16 protein-coding genes are annotated in these 16,764 nt (G+C 34.4%); 7 read left to right on the forward strand and 9 right to left on the reverse strand.

Annotation, left to right across the window (positions count from 1 at the left end):
* Positions 1 to 2 precede the first annotated feature (2 nt).
* The gene (locus Q0977_RS15060) at positions 3 to 707 is read right to left on the reverse strand and encodes a phosphoadenylyl-sulfate reductase (protein WP_119415354.1); all 705 of its coding nucleotides are present in this window, start codon (positions 705 to 707) and stop codon (positions 3 to 5) included.
* 525 nt (positions 708 to 1,232) lie between these two features.
* Between Q0977_RS15060 and Q0977_RS15065 the strand changes: the two genes are divergently transcribed.
* Genes Q0977_RS15065 through Q0977_RS15080 form a run of 4 tightly spaced genes read left to right on the forward strand, consistent with a single transcriptional unit; the run spans position 1,233 to position 5,090 of the window.
* Positions 1,233 to 2,279: a sulfate ABC transporter substrate-binding protein gene (locus Q0977_RS15065; protein WP_119415355.1), complete on the forward strand. Its 1,047-nt coding sequence runs from the start codon at positions 1,233 to 1,235 to the stop codon at positions 2,277 to 2,279.
* Positions 2,280 to 2,293: 14 nt separating this feature from the next.
* A complete protein-coding gene (gene cysT, locus Q0977_RS15070) occupies positions 2,294 to 3,127 on the forward strand; it encodes a sulfate ABC transporter permease subunit CysT (RefSeq protein WP_299515452.1) in 834 nt (277 codons plus the stop codon).
* 11 nt (positions 3,128 to 3,138) lie between these two features.
* Positions 3,139 to 4,005 carry a sulfate ABC transporter permease subunit CysW gene (cysW, locus tag Q0977_RS15075; RefSeq protein WP_119415357.1) on the forward strand — a complete coding sequence of 289 codons (867 nt, stop codon included), beginning with the start codon at positions 3,139 to 3,141 and terminating at the stop codon, positions 4,003 to 4,005.
* Between the two features lie 11 nt (positions 4,006 to 4,016).
* The gene (locus Q0977_RS15080; protein WP_119415358.1) at positions 4,017 to 5,090 is read left to right on the forward strand and encodes a sulfate/molybdate ABC transporter ATP-binding protein; all 1,074 of its coding nucleotides are present in this window, start codon (positions 4,017 to 4,019) and stop codon (positions 5,088 to 5,090) included.
* A gap of 247 nt (positions 5,091 to 5,337) precedes the next feature.
* Here the strand turns inward: Q0977_RS15080 and Q0977_RS15085 are convergent, their stop codons facing one another.
* Genes Q0977_RS15085 through Q0977_RS15105 form a run of 5 tightly spaced genes read right to left on the reverse strand, consistent with a single transcriptional unit; the run spans position 5,338 to position 9,003 of the window.
* Entirely contained in the window at positions 5,338 to 6,273 is a 936-nt protein-coding gene (locus Q0977_RS15085) for an ABC transporter permease (protein ID WP_299515455.1), read from the reverse strand.
* Positions 6,251 to 7,165 carry an ABC transporter ATP-binding protein gene (locus Q0977_RS15090; protein ID WP_119415360.1) on the reverse strand — a complete coding sequence of 305 codons (915 nt, stop codon included), beginning with the start codon at positions 7,163 to 7,165 and terminating at the stop codon, positions 6,251 to 6,253. Before Q0977_RS15090 ends, Q0977_RS15085 begins: the two co-directional genes overlap by 23 nt.
* Position 7,166: 1 nt before the next feature.
* On the reverse strand, positions 7,167 to 7,862 hold the full coding sequence (locus Q0977_RS15095) for an ABC transporter ATP-binding protein (RefSeq protein ID WP_119415361.1): 696 nt from the start codon (positions 7,860 to 7,862) through the stop codon (positions 7,167 to 7,169).
* Positions 7,859 to 8,227 (reverse strand): GntR family transcriptional regulator, encoded by a 369-nt coding sequence (locus Q0977_RS15100; protein ID WP_119415362.1) that lies wholly within the window; start codon positions 8,225 to 8,227, stop codon positions 7,859 to 7,861. The genes Q0977_RS15095 and Q0977_RS15100 overlap by 4 nt, the downstream gene beginning before the upstream one ends.
* Positions 8,224 to 9,003, reverse strand: coding sequence for a hypothetical protein (locus tag Q0977_RS15105; RefSeq protein ID WP_119415363.1), 780 nt, complete (start codon positions 9,001 to 9,003; stop codon positions 8,224 to 8,226). Before Q0977_RS15105 ends, Q0977_RS15100 begins: the two co-directional genes overlap by 4 nt.
* A gap of 291 nt (positions 9,004 to 9,294) precedes the next feature.
* Here Q0977_RS15105 and Q0977_RS15110 point away from each other — a divergent pair, with 291 nt between their 5' ends.
* Genes Q0977_RS15110 through Q0977_RS15120 form a run of 3 tightly spaced genes read left to right on the forward strand, consistent with a single transcriptional unit; the run spans position 9,295 to position 11,641 of the window.
* Positions 9,295 to 9,417: a hypothetical protein gene (locus Q0977_RS15110; RefSeq protein ID WP_255416305.1), complete on the forward strand. Its 123-nt coding sequence runs from the start codon at positions 9,295 to 9,297 to the stop codon at positions 9,415 to 9,417.
* Positions 9,418 to 9,440: 23 nt separating this feature from the next.
* The gene (locus Q0977_RS15115) at positions 9,441 to 9,923 is read left to right on the forward strand and encodes a cytochrome c oxidase subunit II (protein ID WP_119415364.1); all 483 of its coding nucleotides are present in this window, start codon (positions 9,441 to 9,443) and stop codon (positions 9,921 to 9,923) included.
* A gap of 59 nt (positions 9,924 to 9,982) precedes the next feature.
* Positions 9,983 to 11,641, forward strand: coding sequence for a b(o/a)3-type cytochrome-c oxidase subunit 1 (locus tag Q0977_RS15120; RefSeq protein WP_119415400.1), 1,659 nt, complete (start codon positions 9,983 to 9,985; stop codon positions 11,639 to 11,641).
* 68 nt (positions 11,642 to 11,709) lie between these two features.
* Here Q0977_RS15120 and Q0977_RS15125 read toward each other — a convergent pair whose 3' ends face one another.
* From Q0977_RS15125 to Q0977_RS15135, 3 genes are all read right to left on the reverse strand, one after another.
* Complete coding sequence (locus tag Q0977_RS15125) at positions 11,710 to 13,611, reverse strand: ATP-dependent DNA helicase (protein WP_119415365.1); 1,902 nt, start codon at positions 13,609 to 13,611, stop codon at positions 11,710 to 11,712.
* Between the two features lie 157 nt (positions 13,612 to 13,768).
* Positions 13,769 to 14,908, reverse strand: coding sequence for a class I SAM-dependent RNA methyltransferase (locus Q0977_RS15130; protein ID WP_119415366.1), 1,140 nt, complete (start codon positions 14,906 to 14,908; stop codon positions 13,769 to 13,771).
* Between the two features lie 2 nt (positions 14,909 to 14,910).
* A complete protein-coding gene (locus Q0977_RS15135; RefSeq protein ID WP_299515463.1) occupies positions 14,911 to 16,650 on the reverse strand; it encodes a bifunctional diguanylate cyclase/phosphodiesterase in 1,740 nt (579 codons plus the stop codon).
* Between the last annotated feature and the right edge of the window lie 114 nt (positions 16,651 to 16,764).

Genomic DNA, 16,764 nt, shown 5'->3' on the forward strand with positions numbered 1-16,764 from the left:
AGTTAGCTGTGTAGGCCACATTCTGTTTTTCCTGTATTTTGCCAACGACCTGACCGTAAATCTTCAGCTGTCCAAGCGGGCTTCGTACATTTTTCACACCCTATACTTGGATAACCCTGATCATGTAAAACGTTGTATGGTAAATTATGTTTAGCCACATATCTCCAAACATCTTTCCATGTCCAATAAATAAGTGGGCAAATTTTAACTGCCTTAAATTTTGAATCTTTATTAAAATACTCAGTATTTGCTCGTGTTGGACTTTGTTCTCTTCGTAGTCCAGATATCCAAGCTGTTGCATGCGATAATTCCTCGAATAATGGATCAATCTTCCGAATTCTGCAGCACTCATTTGGATTGGTTTCCCAAAGTTTTTCGCCAAATTGAGAAGCTTGTTCTTCGAGTGAAAGACTTGGCTGCTTCAGTTCAATTCGAAGATTTGGATATTTTTCTTTCACCTTTTTAATCGTGTCGTATGTTTCCTGAAAATGAAGATTCGTATCTAAAAAAACAATACGTGCATCGGGTTTTACTTTTGTAATGAGATCAATAAGTACAATCCCCTCAATCCCAAAGCTACATCCATATACAAGTTTGTCATTATAAGTGTCAAAGCTCCATTTTAACACTTCAAGTGCTCCTTTATATTGTGGATCTAGTTCTATTGATGGAATCTTTGATTCTTCAAATGTTTCAAAAGTAAGCATTTATTGTCCTCCTTCCATAAAAAAAGACGCTCTAATGGCTAAAACCATTAAAAGCGCCTCCAGTTGTCTGGTCAGCTTCATATGTAGTTAATTCACAAATAAGTGAATTGGTTCGAAGTATAAATCATATATAACCAACCTGTCAACTAGTATTCTAAGAATGCAGAAAATAATAATTATTTTTTAATTCATAGTTGACTAATTGGAAATACGTGTTTTAATATTACATAAAGTGAAACTTCCATCAGTGAGAGGTGCTTCATCCCTCACTGATGGTTAGTTGAACCAATCGGGCTTTTACGGGCAGTTATCCCCCACCTATCTTTCTCATTTATCTCTTAATCTTGAGGTGGGGGGACTTACTGCCCGTTAATGCGGGATAAAGCAAAGTGAGCTGATCAGACAAACTGAAGGCTACATTCAATGACAAGGTAAAAATCATTGAATGTAGCCTTTTTATTTTTTCAGCTGCTCATCAAAATCTGATGCTGTAAAAACATTAAATCTTAAAGGAGTGAAAAAATTATGAAGAAAACAAAAAAATTAGCTGCATTTTTAGCTGCAAGTTCATTAGCAATGGTGATTAGTGGATGCTCTAGTTCGGAACAAAACAGTTCAGGTAGTACAACAAACAAATCTATAAATCTACTTAATGTTTCATATGATCCAACAAGAGAATTATATGAAGAGTTCAACAAATCCTTTATTAAAGAGTGGAAAGATGAAACTGGACAGACAGTGAAAATTCAGCAATCACATGGTGGTTCAGGAAAACAAGGAAGAGCTGTAATAGATGGATTAAAAGCAGATGTTGTAACACTAGCACTTGCTTACGATATCGATGAAATTGCAGCAAATCGAAATCTGATCAACAAGGACTGGCAAGAAGAATTACCGGATCATTCCTCTCCTTACACATCAACGATTGTATTTCTTGTTCGGAAAGGAAATCCCAAAAGTATTCATGACTGGAACGATCTTGTAAAGAAAGGTGTATCAGTTATTACACCAAATCCAAAAACATCTGGTGGAGCTCGTTGGAATTATTTAGCTGCATGGGGCTATGCTGATCGTAAATATCAAGGTGATCAGGCGAAAATAAAAGACTTCATGAAAAAGCTTTATAACAACGTTGAGGTACTTGACTCAGGTGCGCGTGGTTCAACTACAACATTTACCGAGCGACAAATTGGAGATGTATTAATCGCATGGGAAAATGAGGCCTATCTATCTCTTAAAGAACTAGGTGAAGATAAATTTGAAATTATTACTCCATCATTAAGTATTCTAGCAGAACCACCTGTAGCAGTTGTTGATAAAAATGCAAAAGCAAAAGGCACTGAAAAAGTAGCGAAAGCTTATTTAGAATATTTGTATACAGATGAAGGACAAGAAATTGCTGCCAAAAATTATTATCGACCACGTAATGAGAAAATCCTTGAAAAATATAAAGATCATTTTCCAAATCTCGACCTAATTAAAATTGATGATTTTGGAGGCTGGCAAAAGGCACAAAAAGAACATTTCAGCGATGGTGGTACTTTTGATTCCATTTATACACCTAAGAATTAGTAAGGAGGGATTTGATGACGACTACTTTTTTTCATAAAAAGAGATTGACCGTTCTTCCAGGTTTTAAACTTTCTATTGGTTTTACTTTACTATACTTAAGTATTTTAATACTATTGCCACTTTCAATGCTTTTTTGGAATACCATTCAACTTAGTTGGCATGATTTTATTAAAATTATAAGTGATTCTCGTGTTGTTGCATCATATAAATTAACATTTGGAACGTCCTTTTTAGCGGCAATTATTAATGTATTTTTTGGTACTATAATTGCTTGGGTACTTGTTCGCTATGATTTTGTTGGCAAAAAGCTTATGGATGGTCTTGTAGACCTTCCATTTGCTCTTCCAACTGCTGTCGCAGGTATTGCGCTAACAGCCCTCTATGCACCAAACGGCTGGATTGGAAACCTGTTTCCTTTTAAAATCGCATTTACTCCAATCGGAATTATTATTGCCCTAACATTTATTGGGTTACCATTTGTTGTTCGAACAGTACAACCGGTATTACAAAACTTTTCAACTGAATCAGAAGAAGCATCTGCGAGTCTTGGCGCGAATCGTTGGAAAACTTTCATAAAAGTTATTTTTCCAGAACTAATTCCTGCCATTCTAACTGGTTTTACTCTTGCTTTTTCCCGAGCTCTTGGTGAATATGGATCAGTTGTTTTTATCGCTGGTAATATGCCGATGAAAACAGAAATAACACCCTTACTGATAATGACGAAATTAGAACAATATGATTATCCAGGTGCAACAGCAATAGCTATCGTTCTACTTATATCTTCGTTCATGATCTTACTGATTATGAATATTATTCAATGGCTTGCCAATCGGAAATATAGCGTATAGGAGGAGGAAACATGGAAAAATTGACGATTGAACAAACTGTGGTTACCTCTAAGCAAAAGATAGGAAATACAACTTTAAAAGAGCCCTGGCTTATACGCTTGATACTCACGACTATTTCACTTTTATTTCTTTTAATTTTCTTAGTACTACCTCTAGTAACAATTTTCATTACTGCTTTTAAAAAAGGACTAGATGTGTATATAGCGTCTATTACTGAACCAGATGCACTTTCCGCAATAAAATTAACATTACTAGTAGCAGTTATTGCTGTACCTATTAACACGCTATTTGGTATAGCTGCTGCTTGGGCAATTACTAAATTCAATTTTCGTGGAAAAAATTTATTAACGACATTAATCGATCTCCCATTTGCTGTATCTCCCGTTATTGCAGGTTTAGTATTTATTTTACTTTTCGGTGCGGAAGGGCTATTTGGGGACCTTTTATCGAATTATAATGTTCAAATTATTTTTTCACTTCCAGGTATTATTTTAGCCTCACTTTTTGTCACTGTTCCGTTTGTTGCTCGAGAGCTTATTCCACTTATGCAAACACAGGGAACTCAGGAAGAAGAGGCCTCAATTAGTTTGGGCGCTGGTGCATTAACAACTTTCTTAAAGGTTACTCTTCCCAATATAAAATGGGGACTATTATATGGAGTTATTTTATGTAATGCACGCGTAATGGGCGAATTTGGTGCTGTTTCAGTCGTTTCAGGCCATATTCGGGGATTAACAAATACTATGCCTCTACATATAGAAGTCTTATACAATGAATATCAATTTTCGGCAGCATTCGCGGTCGCTTCATTGATGTCTTTATTAGCACTATTTACGATCATTATTAAGAACATAATTGAATGGAGAACAAAGCAATAGGAGGGGTGAAAATGAGTATTACTATTCAAAATATAAAAAAGAAATTTGGAAACTTTCAAGCATTGGATGATATCTCCTTAAACATTGAAACTGGTGAACTTATAGCTTTGCTTGGCCCATCTGGGTCTGGGAAAACATCTTTACTACGCATCATTGCCGGCCTTGAAAATTTAGATGAAGGTGCTATTTTATTTGATGGTGAAAATATAACAGAAATTAATGCAAAGGAACGTAATATTGGATTTGTTTTTCAACATTATGCGCTCTTTAAACATATGACAGTATTCGAAAATGTCGCATACGGGCTAAAGGTTCGGCCACGAAAAACCCGCCCATCAAAAAAAGAAATTGCCGATAAGGTCCATACACTTTTATCACTTGTAAAGCTTGAACATTTTGCTGACCGCTATCCCAGTCAACTATCAGGTGGCCAAAGACAGCGCGTTGCTCTTGCACGGGCTCTTGCTGTCGAACCGAAAGTTCTTCTTTTAGATGAGCCTTTCGGAGCTCTTGATGCAAAAGTACGTAAGGATTTAAGACGTTGGCTCCGTAAAATGCATAATGAGTTTCATGTTACAAGTATTTTTGTTACACATGATCAGGAGGAAGCTTTAGATGTAGCTGACAGAATCGTTGTTATGAACAAAGGGAAAATTGAACAGGTTGGTACACCAGAAGATGTATATGATCATCCAAACAGTCCATTTGTTTATGACTTTCTAGGAAACGTTAACCTTTTTAAAGGACGTTTAAAAAACGGTCAGCTTGTTCACGGTAGTTATACAGGTCCAATTGATGAAACTTTGGCAAAGCATGATACAGAAGCAATCGGTTACGTTCGTCCTCATGATATTCAAATTGAACGCACAGCTAATTTAGAGGGTATGGTGCCTGCTAAAATTATTTTTATCCATGCCATCGGTCCAATTGTGCAAATCGAGTTACATCGTCAAGATATAGACGAATACTTAGAAGCCGAGATTTCAAAAGAACTATTTCACTCTTTGAAGTTACAACGTGGCGAGCAAGTTTATATACGTCCAAAACAATTGAAGGTGTTTATTCCTGATGATTTTTCAATTTAATAAATAATTATAGGCATATAAATCACTAAATCTAAGAAGAGGCACCCTCAGTTTATCTTAAAACTGAAAGTGCCTCTATTTCATTTTATAGAATTTACTGATTCAAAATAGTAAATCCGAATACTAAAACTCCTGAGTGGAAAATAGAGAAAAAAAGAAAACCACTGTTTAAATAATACAGAGTTCTCCTTTTTTCCATTGAATTTCATTTATACAACTAAAATGTACTCAGCTTTTATTCCTAATCTTAGGCTGTTACATCTCGTTTTATAAAAGTGATAAAACTTGCTACTAAGAAAATAATTGCATAAATCACTAATATTGTTAAAGAGAATGGCATTGTTAATCCATCAACAATAGAGAATCCGCCTGGTTCAAATTGCGTTAAGTCAGTATTTGTGATCCACAAATATTTAACAAATTCATATTTACTTAAGAGCATGACCAGACTTGCGCCCGTAAAATTGATAAACAGTGTAAGTCCAATTGCTAAAGAGCTAGAACGGAAAATACTACCAATCATAAATGCAAAAATTACAGACATAAAAATATCCCCAAAATTTAATACATACATATATAAGGTATGACCAATTGATGATGCTTCTACTATTTTATTACCTTCAATTACTAAATCAGTTCCGTCTGAAGATCCAAACAAGATGGAACCACAGATGAAAGTTAAAACCAAAGATAAGGCTGCCAAAGTAATTACAAAAATGAAAACTGTTAAAAGCTTAGAAGTTAATATTTTTGCTCTACTAATTGGACGAGTTAGTAGCATTTTTATCGTACCGGTTGAAAATTCGCTTGATACTATGCCCGCTGCAATAATTGTTCCAAATAAACTAATAAAAGATAATAAAATTGTACCTTCTTCCATATACGATTCTGTACTTTTTGTTTCTACTGGAGGTACATTATTCTTTAATCGATATTCAGAAATTTTGATAGAATCTTTTGCTTCTTGTAGTTCATCTTTTGATAAATCTCCAGCACTAATCATTGACTGTTGTTCTTTAATTGATTGTTCTTCCGCCGCTTTCCAATTCTCTTTTTCTAAATTACCTGTCCATTTATAAAGACCAGCAAATGCAAATACTCCTAATATTAATAGGATCAACATTACCCATGTACCTTTTTTATGCCATAATTTCATCCACTCATTTTGCAGAAGCTTTAACAATTTGGCCACCTCCAGTGATTTCTAAGAATTGATCTTCTAATGATTGATGGTGAGGTTGTATTGCGAAGATATCTATTCCCTCACTTGATAATTTTGATATCAATTTTGGAACTGCATCTCTATCAATTGAAACTAAATAACCATTTCCGAACTTTTCAAACACATAATTTTGTGTTGTTAAAAGTTGTTCACTATCTGGTCCTGCTTCAAGATAGTAAATTGGTTGTTGTTCTGTAGTCATTTCACGAATTTCAATTAATTGACCACTTTTTATGACAGCAATTCGGTCACATATCAATTCAATTTCAGCTAGTAAATGACTAGAGACAAAAATAGATACTTGTTCCTTTTGGGCAATGGTTCTAAGATGCTCTCTAAATTCACGAATACCAGCTGGATCTAATCCATTGGTTGGTTCATCTAATATTAAAAATTTTGGATGGTGTAACAATGCCTGGGCTAGTCCTAATCTTTGGCGCATTCCAAGCGAATATGTTGATACTTTCTCATGTATTCGGTTTTCAAGACCAACGAGACTAACTACTTCTCCTATTCTTTCTTTCGTTACATTATCATGCATTCTAGCAAAGTGAAGTAAATTCTTGTAGCCAGACATAAACTTATACATCTCTGGATTTTCAACAATTACTCCTACTTTACTTATCGCCTTTTCAAAATCTTTAGCTAATGAAATACCATCGATTAATACCTCTCCACCTGTTGGTTTCATTAGTCCAGTCATTAATCGAATAGTTGTTGTTTTACCAGCTCCATTAGGACCTAAAAAACCCGTTATCTGACCAGGGAAAAGCTCAATGTTTAAATCTTTAACAATTTCTTTACCTTTAATATTTTTCGATAAATGTTTTAACTCTACGATTGGTTTCATCATATCACCCTTTACTATATTGTTTTTTCATCCATTGTGTAGCATCTTGCTGCCAATCCTCTCGAAGTACTTCTAAGTTTTCAAAAGAAGCAACTTTGCCATCTTTTAATAGAAGTAATCCATCTAGAATTGGTTCCACTTCATGTAGTTCATGTGTTGACAGAAGAATGGTTTGATTGTTACCATCTAAAAACTTTATCAATCCCTTTATTAAAACTTCCCTTACCATCGGATCAAGTCCAGAAAAAGGTTCATCCATCAAATAAACGGAAACATTTCGGCCTAGTGTAGCTGCCATTTTAATGCGTCCTCTTTGCCCTTTAGACATCTTCTTCATTTTCTTGTCGATTTCAACCTGTAAGAATAACGCAATTTCCTCAGCTTTTTGTTTTGAAAAGTCATTAAATTGGGATTGATAGAAAGAAAAAATATCATCACCAGTTAAATGAGGATAGAATTCATCGATATCTGGCAAATAGGCTATTTCTTTAGCACTTTGATGTGTTATTACCTGTCCACCTAACTCTATTTTTCCTTTAGTAGGGTTTTTAACACCTGCTAACAAACGTAGTAAAGTAGATTTACCACACCCATTTTCACCGATTAGGCCAATAATCTTACCTTCGGGCAACGTAAACGTAACATCTTCAAGTACAACTTTTTTGCCATATTGATACTTCACTTGTTGGACAGAAATCATTTATTTTCCTCTCCTTGTTTTTGAAGTTGTTCCATTATTTCTTTTTTCGTAAATCCAAATTCCTCAATACTATGAAAAAATTGCTCAACTATTTTTTCTTTCATCTGCTCTCTTAAATGATCCACCTTGTTCCTGTCATTAGTTATATACGTTCCTTGCCCTCGTTTAGTTTCAGTTAATTCCATTTGTTCCAGCTCCTTGTATACTCTTTGAACTGTATTAACATTCACACCAACTTCTAACGCATACTCACGTACAGATGGCATTTTATCTCCTAATCTCCTATTTCCACGTATTATATCTCCACAAATTTTTTCTACAAGTTGTGTGTAAATAGGTTTGTCTCTTGAAAAATCCACTGTCATTCTGTAACCACCTTTTTACACCATTTAACGCTGACAATAATCATTAAAACAGATATGAATATATTTAATAGATCCTCACGCCAATATAAGTCATCAACCAATAAAGTAGCATCGTATACCTGAACAATGGGATCAATAAAGTTGTCAATATATCCTCCTGATTTCTTACCAGTTAAAAATAATTTGCTATATAATGCTGAACTTGTTATTTTGACCAAGCCATAAACAATCCCAAAAAGTATTATCAACACTGTAAAAATGGAAAGTTTCCCTATCCATTTTTTCATCTTTACATAACACGAAAACATTAATAGCGTTAAAGGTAAGAGACTGAATAAGAAACTTATAGAAAAGAAAATCATTCCAATAATAAATTCCAATTGCGCTAGTAACGAGAAATCACTTTCGGTAGAAGCAACAATAACTGCCTCAATAGACATAATCAGTGTCAAAATTATACTTGTTAAAAGACTAAAGAAACCCTTTGCCCCTATTAACTCATAAAATGGTGCTGGGGTATGTAACCAAATATCAACACGTTGAAGTTCATGTTTGAGATTTGTGAAAAATTGGAAACATACGATAAGAAAAGAAAGAATGCATACTATTATCGCCATTATAAAAATGGTACTGTCTTGATTTATAGATGCATCTATATATTTTTTTATTAAAACAGGAATGCCTACAGTTACTCCTATACAAATAATACATGTGGATAATAACCACTTATAATATGTTTGCCACTCCCGAATGAATAATCCCCAAAATCTTCTCATACTCTAGCCTCTTCCGTTATAGTGTACTATTTAGATAGTACACTAAGACAACTGTAATTTCAACCAATAATTAGAAATTATTTTCAAACCTAATTATTTTGTACTGAAAAGGGCATGACAACTGGTTAAAAAACAACTTACCACATCTCTTCACTAATTCATCATTTCTTTTTCACACTTCATTCACAAATGCAGCTTTAAGGTGTGACTTTTATCACATCGAAAGCGCTTTATATTTTATATCATGAATTCGAGCAATAAAAGAAAGCCTTAAATAAAGGAGAGGATATTATGGCTAACAAACACGAACCAGAAGAAAACTTAAAAGGCACTCTTTACCTAGTCACTGGTGTAGGTATAATAATCGTTGCCATTTGGGCTGCATGCTTTGGTCTATTTCTTGATCGCTTTTAAACTGAAAGAAAGAAGGGAAAACTATGCATCTTCATAAGTATGAAAAATATTGGTTAACATTCGGTGTTGGATCCCTAATCGTTTTTTTATTGATTACTGGTATTATGGCATTTCATAATGGGAGCCATCCACCGAGTGCAAAGAATACGATTAATCACGAAAAGGTTGATGAAATCGCACCATTCAACAAACCAGGTGTACATAAAGTATCTGGAAAGGATTGGGATTACGAAGTAGTAGTTGTGGCCTCTGCTTTCTATTACAATCCACCTGAATTAGAAGTACCTGTAGGATCCAAAGTAAAGTTTATTGCTACCTCTAAAGACGTTGTTCACGGTTTTGAGATTTCAGGAACAAACGTTAACATGATGCTAGAACCTGGTTACATTTCAGAATACACCACAACAGTAGATAAAACTGGTGAGTACTTAATCGTATGTAATGAGTATTGTGGTGTTGGTCATGCTCAAATGCACTCTATGCTTAAGGTGGTGGATAAAAAATGAGTCAAACAACAATCGATCAATCTAAAGTAATTAAAGAAAATGTAACAGTTTCAAGAAAAATGGCAAATAAAACTGCGGAAATTTTAAAAGTAGATCCTAAAGATGCTAAACTTTCAATGGCTCATATTTTTGTAGCTTTTATCGCTCTGTTATTAGGTGGTACAGCTGGTCTCTTACAAGTTTTAGTACGTTCAGGCCATTTCGAATTACCTTGGGGCATTGGTTATTATCAAGTATTAACCGTTCATGGTGTTTTACTAGGGTTGATCTTAACGACATTCTTTATCTATGGTTTCCAAATTGCAGGAGTTAGTCGTACTTCTGGTACATTAACGCCAAAACAAAGATTAATATGTTGGATAGGCTTCTGGACAATGACAATTGGTACTGCAATGTCAGCTACTATGGTCCTTTTAAATGAAGCATCTGTTCTTTATACATTTTATGCTCCACTTCAAGCACACTGGATTTTCTATTTAGGTTTAGCACTTGTTGTAGTAGGGTCTTGGATTGGTGGTCTAGGTCAAGCGCTTCGATGGATGCAATGGCGTAAAGAAAATCCAAACCAAACATCTCCACTTCTATCATTTATGGTTGTTTGTAATAATTTAATGTGGTTTGTAGCTACAATTGGCGTTGCCGTTGAAGTTTTATTCCAATTATTACCTTGGTCACTCGGCCTAGTTGAACGTATTGATATATTGTTATCACGTACACTATTCTGGTCATTTGGTCATGCATTAGTATACTTCTGGTTGTTACCTGCATACATGGTTTGGTATGTTGTCGTTCCTAAAGTTATCGGTGGTAAAATCTTCTCCGATGCATTAGCTCGTTTATCATTTATCATGTTTGTTATTTTCTCAATTCCAGTTGGTCTACATCACCAATTAACTGAACCAGGTGTTGACGGATCATGGAAGTTCTTACAAGTTGTTTTAACAATGATGGTTGTTATACCATCACTTTTAACTGCATTCTCTTTATTTGCCTCTTTTGAATTAAGAGGTCGTGAACTTGGCGGTAAAGGTTTATTTAGTTGGTTTAAAAAATTACCTTGGGGCGATGCTCGATTCTTCGCACCGTTTATGGGTATGTTAATCTTCATCCCTGGTGGTGCTGGTGGTATTGTTAATGCTTCTCACCAAATGAACCAACTGATTCATAACACAATCTGGGTAACAGGGCATTTCCATTTAACAGTTGCAACTGCAGTAGTTTTAACTTTCTTTGGCGCAACTTATTGGTTAGTCCCTCACCTAACAGGACGTACATTAACAAAACAATTAAATCAACTTGGTATTATTCAAGCCATTATTTGGGCTTTAGGTATGACAATAATGTCTAGTTCTATGCATATTGAAGGTTTACTAGGCGCACCTCGTCGTTCAGCATTCTCTGATTACGGCGGTGCTGAAATTGCTAAAACTTGGGCTTCCTATCAAGTGGCACAAGCTGTTGGTGGTACATTATTATTCATCGGGATTATCATCTTCTTATTCATCTTTGTAAAACTTTGCTGGTTTGCACCTAAAGGTGAAGAAGAATTCCCTATCGGAACAGTAGCAGAAAATGCTGAAAAAACACCAGCGATTTTAGAAAACTTTAAAATTTGGATTGTTATTTTAGTAGCATTAATCTTAATCGCTTATACTTTCCCAATCTACGATATAATTCAAAATTCTCCTTTAGGTTCTAAAGGTTATAAGCTTTGGTAATTTAAAAATTCCCCCAAAAAAGATCCGCTTCTCAAATGAGAATGCGGATCTTTTTATAATTATTATAGTTATTTATATTCTTGTGCTGGGACAGCAAATATAGGCTCTATTTGATCTTTATATTGTGCTTCGTTTTCATTTAATAATATGTGAATATCGCCAAAATCATTTGATGTACGAATAAGTCTTCCCATACCTTGCTGTATTCGTAATAACATAAACGGAAGATCTACATCTCGGAAAGAATCTTCTGCAAATGCGCGTTTAGCATCAAATAATGGATCATTTGGTGGGAATGGCAAATCAAAAATAATCACACGAGTTAGCGCTTCTTCTGGCAAATCTAAACCTTCCCATAAATGGTAGGAACAAAGCACTTGTAATTTACCTTCTTGGAAATCTCGGACAATCGATGATAATTCTCGATCTCCTTCAAAGCCCATTTTAGATTTAAAGGATTCATGGACATGCTCTTTAAAGCTTAGCATGGCTTGTTTTGATTTAAATAAGATTAAGGTTTGCTTTTCTTCTTCTAGCAATTTCTCAACTCTTTGTATCTTTTCCGATTGTTTTAAATAATGTAAGAATATCTGCATGGCTTCTTCATAATCAAATGGAGATGAAACAGAGAAGGATTGATATTCTTTAATTCCTAAGCTGCCTGCGATATAACTGAAATCTTTATTGATTGATAAAGTTGCTGATGAGAATATATATGGAATTTTTTTAGAAAATACTTTTTCCTCTAATACTTCTGTAATAAGGCGTGGCATAATTACTAAAGTTTCTTCTCCATCCGTTTCTTCTAACCAATCAATAGCGTCACCTTGTGCTACAAAAATTCGTAAAGCAGCTTCATATTGTTCTAAAAATTCTTCGGCCATACGTAATTCGTATTCTGGAATTACGTATAATTCGGATTCAAACACAAATTCTTCTAGTAAAGTTTCAACTGTTTCAATTATCTTTTTGCCTAATTTAATAAGCATTGGTGATTTTTTTATACGTTTTCTATCTTCATCTGATTCAATCACATCATCTCGTAACTGATCAAAGAACAATTCGTGTCCATCTTGTAATTGTTCCATTGTAATGAGGGTCTTTTCACGTAAACCATCCACCATTAAGTGATCAAGTAATTGTACAATTGTGTAGTCTTGTACTTTATAAGTCATAGCTTTTTGCGCAGCATATTCCAATAAGTGTCCTTCATCTAAAACAATCATAGATACTTCTGGAAGTAATGCTAATTGACCTTCACGCTCACGTGACTCTTTTGTTGCAATGTGTTCCATTAAGAAGTCTTGAGAACAAATGATTAAGTCTGTAGATTTACGATAATGCGCTCGGTGAAGAGTTTGTCCACAACGATTTCGAAGATCGCAGACAGAACATTGTTGAATCGCATTATAATTTACTAGGTTCCATTCTTCATCACTAATATTAGGATAATCACTATGTTGACCATACAACCCTAAAGTACCTTGTCCAAATACACCATCTGGAATTGTTTCTGCAATATCATCTAAATATTCACCATCAGAAAATTTTTCAGCTTCTTCATAACGTTTTAAACATAAATATTGATCTCTAGATTTTGCTAATCGAACGTCAATATTTAAATCTAATAATTCTTGCAATTTATTTATATCGCCGCCCTCTTTTACGAGCTGGTCGATTAATGTTTCATCTGCACAGGCAACTAACGCTGGTTTCCCTGTATAACGCGCATATGCTATTGCCGGTAAGAGATATGCAATTGTCTTTCCAGTCCCTACGCCTGCTTCAGCAAACAGTACAGATTTTTCTTTTAATACTTTTTCAATTTGAAATGCCATGAAAATTTGCTCATCACGACATTCTAAACCTTTTTCAGGTAGTTCATCGTACAAAATATCGCCAATCCAGTCTCCTAGTGAATCAAAGAAAGACTTATCTTTGGATAAGGCAAATGGTATTGATTGTCTCATTCAAATTCCCCTCTCATACAGACAACGAAACGGAAGGGGTTCCCCCCTCCCGTCTAATACATATTCAAAAATGATTCTATAATATTATAGACAAGTTTATGTCAATATAAAATATGTTTTTTAAGTACTAAATAGTAATATATTTTATATTTTTTGATTAATCGTGTTTTGGAGTACGTTTTCCCCAAAATTGATAATAATCAGTTTTGATAAATCCATTAAAGAGCTTACGTTTTTTCGTAGCTTTTTTACCATATAAAGCTTCAAAATTTTCCATTGATGATAGCATATATACGGACCAAGAAGGATATTTGCTCATCATCATGCCCATATCACGAATCATTTTCTCTAGTACTTCTTTATCACCAATACGTTCACCATAAGGTGGGTTACCTACCATAACACCATCAGTAAGATTAGTGGTAAAATCCGTCACCTGCATTTGCTTCCATGATATCAAATCAGCAAATCCTGCTTCACGCGCATTTTCTTTTGCAATTTCAACCATTCGATGATCAATGTCTGAACCGAAAATTTGAAGAGGCTGATCGTAATTTGCTAAATCTTCTACTTCCATACGTACTTCGTCCCAAATTTTTTGTTTCATCCATGGCCAGTCTTCACTTATAAAATCACGATTATAGCCTGGTGCCATATTTTGCCCAATCATAGCAGCTTCTAATGCAATTGTACCTGAACCACAGAATGGATCCACAAATGGACGGTTAGGATGCCATTTTGAGATGAGTACGAGGGCAGCAGCCAACGTTTCTTTTAATGGTGCCTCACCTTGGTTCAAACGATAACCACGTTTATGAAGGCCGGCTCCACTCGTATCAATTGTTAAAGTTGCTACATCTTTTAAAATAGATACTTCAATTTTATATTTTGGACCTGTTTCTTCTAAGAACCCAAGTCGTTTATAGTAATATTTCATACGTTCCACAATTGCCTTTTTGGTTATTGCTTGACAGTCTGGTACGCTAAATAATTTTGACTTAACTGATTTACCTGTAACGGGAAATTCAGCGTCTACTGGTAAATACTTTTCCCATTCGATTGCTCGAACACCTTCAAATAGCTGTTCAAATGTTTTGGCGGGAAATTTGCCTGCAACAATTTTTACACGGTCTGCTACTCGTAACCATAAATTTGTTTTAGCAATATCTTTTTCATCACCTTCGAAATAGACTTTGCCATTTTCAGTATGTGTTGTATAGCCTAAAGATTTTAACTCATCCGCTACAATAGATTCTAAGCCCATTGCTGCTGTCGCTACTAATTGATATTTTGTCATACTTATTTCCCTTCTAACTCTAATTCCCAAAATTCAAGAAACTCCATAAACTCTTTCAATGGAAGAGGTCTTGAATAATAATATCCTTGAATCATATCACAATCTAATTTCCCGAGCAATTTTACTTGCTCGCGTTGTTCTACACCTTCTGCAATTACTTTCATTTTTAGACGATGAGCCATTTGAATAATCGCATCTACAACTGCTTGTTTATCGTTTAATGAACAAATTTGCTGAATAAAGCTTCTATCGATTTTCAAATAGTCCAACGGGAATTGTACTAAATAACTAAGTGATGAATAGCCAGTGCCAAAATCATCTACCGATAGTTTAAATCCCATTTGCTTTAATGTTATCAGCTTTAGAATCGTTTCTCTTTCATTTTCCATAATAGTTCGCTCTGTTAGTTCTAGCTCAAACTTTCTAGCTGGTAGGTTATTTTTCTCTAAGATTTTTTCTATTGAATGAATAAAATTCTGTTGATGAAAATGAATACTTGAAATATTAATTGCTATTGGTAAATTCCTGAAACCTTTTCTTTCAAGCGTATGAGCATCAGTACAAGCACATTCTAAAATACACTCACTGATTGGGATTATTAGCCCTGTCTCTTCAGCATAAGAAATGAATTCTGATGGAGGTACATTGCCAAGTCTTTCATTCTTCCATCTTACAAGAGCTTCAACTCCGATAATACGATGCTCCCTTATATCTATTTTAGGCTGATAGTAGAGCTCAAAACAATTATATTTAATAGCCATTCTTAACTCTTGGTCTAACAATAAAGCACGTTTTACATCTGTCTTTAACTCATCAAAATAAAATACAAATTGATTTTTACCATTATCTTTAGCATAATACATTGCTTTATCAGCTTTATTTACTAAGATCTCCGTTTCCAATCCATCATGTGGATAAATACTAATACCTATACTTGCAGAAATATATATTTTTTGACCTTCAATTAAAAAAGGCTTTTCTAATAATTCAACTAGCTTTTTCCCATAATAAACAGCTTCACGAGAATCATGTATATCTGTAAATGTAATAACGAATTCGTCTCCACCATACCGAGCTAAAATATCTTTATTTTTAAGTAATGTTTGGATTCGCTTCGTCACTTCTATTAATAACTGATCACCAATTACATGGCCTAATGTATCATTCACTTGTTTAAATCTATCTAAATCAATGAAAAAGACTGCATGTTGATAATTATGGCTTTTAGAAGAATTCAATAAAACATTCATACGTTCACTATAGGCAAAACGATTTGAAACACCAGTCAGAGAATCTGTCATTGCACGTTTTTTCAGTTCACTTTCTATCTCTTTTTCATCTGATAGATCTGAAAATACACCACAATAACCTATTATTCTATCAGTTTCATCGTGAATGCTCATAATTTTTAGCCATTCAGGATAAATATCACCTGTTTTTCTTCGGTTCCAAATTTCCCCTTGCCATTCACCATTATGAGTTATTTCACTCCACATATTCTTATAAAATTCTATTCCTTGAACACCTGATCTTAATACATCTGGTTTTTTACCAACAACCTCTTCCTTTTTGTAACCCGTTACAAATTCAAAAGCAGGATTCACATCGATAATTTTGCTATTTATATCTGTAATCATTACGCCTTCGGAAATAGCCTCGAGAATTTTTGGTGTTATGTATTCGCAATTGTTAATTGTACTTGACATCTTACGAGTTTCTTGAAAATCTTTACTAATATTCATAGATTTATCACCATATCCTAAAAGAAAAGCTCTCCAAAAAAATGGAGAGCCTGTCTATTCGAGTTTAGCATCATTAAAAGAACGTAAGCCATGTTTTGTGCCCTAGTACTATAA

This window comes from uncultured Rummeliibacillus sp. (assembly GCF_934216135.1).
Classification (GTDB): Bacteria; Bacillota; Bacilli; order Bacillales_A; family Planococcaceae; genus Rummeliibacillus.

Coding starts and splice junctions, on each gene's coding strand:
- Q0977_RS15090 (WP_119415360.1), bottom strand. CDS start 7,165: ATGATGAAACCAATCGTAGAGTTAAAACATTTATCGAAAAATATTAAA.
- Q0977_RS15080 (WP_119415358.1), top strand. CDS start 4,017: ATGAGTATTACTATTCAAAATATAAAAAAGAAATTTGGAAACTTTCAA.
- Q0977_RS15110 (WP_255416305.1), top strand. CDS start 9,295: ATGGCTAACAAACACGAACCAGAAGAAAACTTAAAAGGCACTCTTTAC.
- Q0977_RS15115 (WP_119415364.1), top strand. CDS start 9,441: ATGCATCTTCATAAGTATGAAAAATATTGGTTAACATTCGGTGTTGGA.
- Q0977_RS15065 (WP_119415355.1), top strand. CDS start 1,233: ATGAAGAAAACAAAAAAATTAGCTGCATTTTTAGCTGCAAGTTCATTA.
- Q0977_RS15105 (WP_119415363.1), bottom strand. CDS start 9,003: ATGAGAAGATTTTGGGGATTATTCATTCGGGAGTGGCAAACATATTAT.
- Q0977_RS15095 (WP_119415361.1), bottom strand. CDS start 7,862: ATGATTTCTGTCCAACAAGTGAAGTATCAATATGGCAAAAAAGTTGTA.
- Q0977_RS15130 (WP_119415366.1), bottom strand. CDS start 14,908: ATGACAAAATATCAATTAGTAGCGACAGCAGCAATGGGCTTAGAATCT.
- Q0977_RS15120 (WP_119415400.1), top strand. CDS start 9,983: ATGGCAAATAAAACTGCGGAAATTTTAAAAGTAGATCCTAAAGATGCT.
- Q0977_RS15100 (WP_119415362.1), bottom strand. CDS start 8,227: ATGACAGTGGATTTTTCAAGAGACAAACCTATTTACACACAACTTGTA.
- Q0977_RS15060 (WP_119415354.1), bottom strand. CDS start 707: ATGCTTACTTTTGAAACATTTGAAGAATCAAAGATTCCATCAATAGAA.
- cysW (WP_119415357.1), top strand. CDS start 3,139: ATGGAAAAATTGACGATTGAACAAACTGTGGTTACCTCTAAGCAAAAG.
- Q0977_RS15135 (WP_299515463.1), bottom strand. CDS start 16,650: ATGAATATTAGTAAAGATTTTCAAGAAACTCGTAAGATGTCAAGTACA.
- Q0977_RS15125 (WP_119415365.1), bottom strand. CDS start 13,611: ATGAGACAATCAATACCATTTGCCTTATCCAAAGATAAGTCTTTCTTT.
- cysT (WP_299515452.1), top strand. CDS start 2,294: ATGACGACTACTTTTTTTCATAAAAAGAGATTGACCGTTCTTCCAGGT.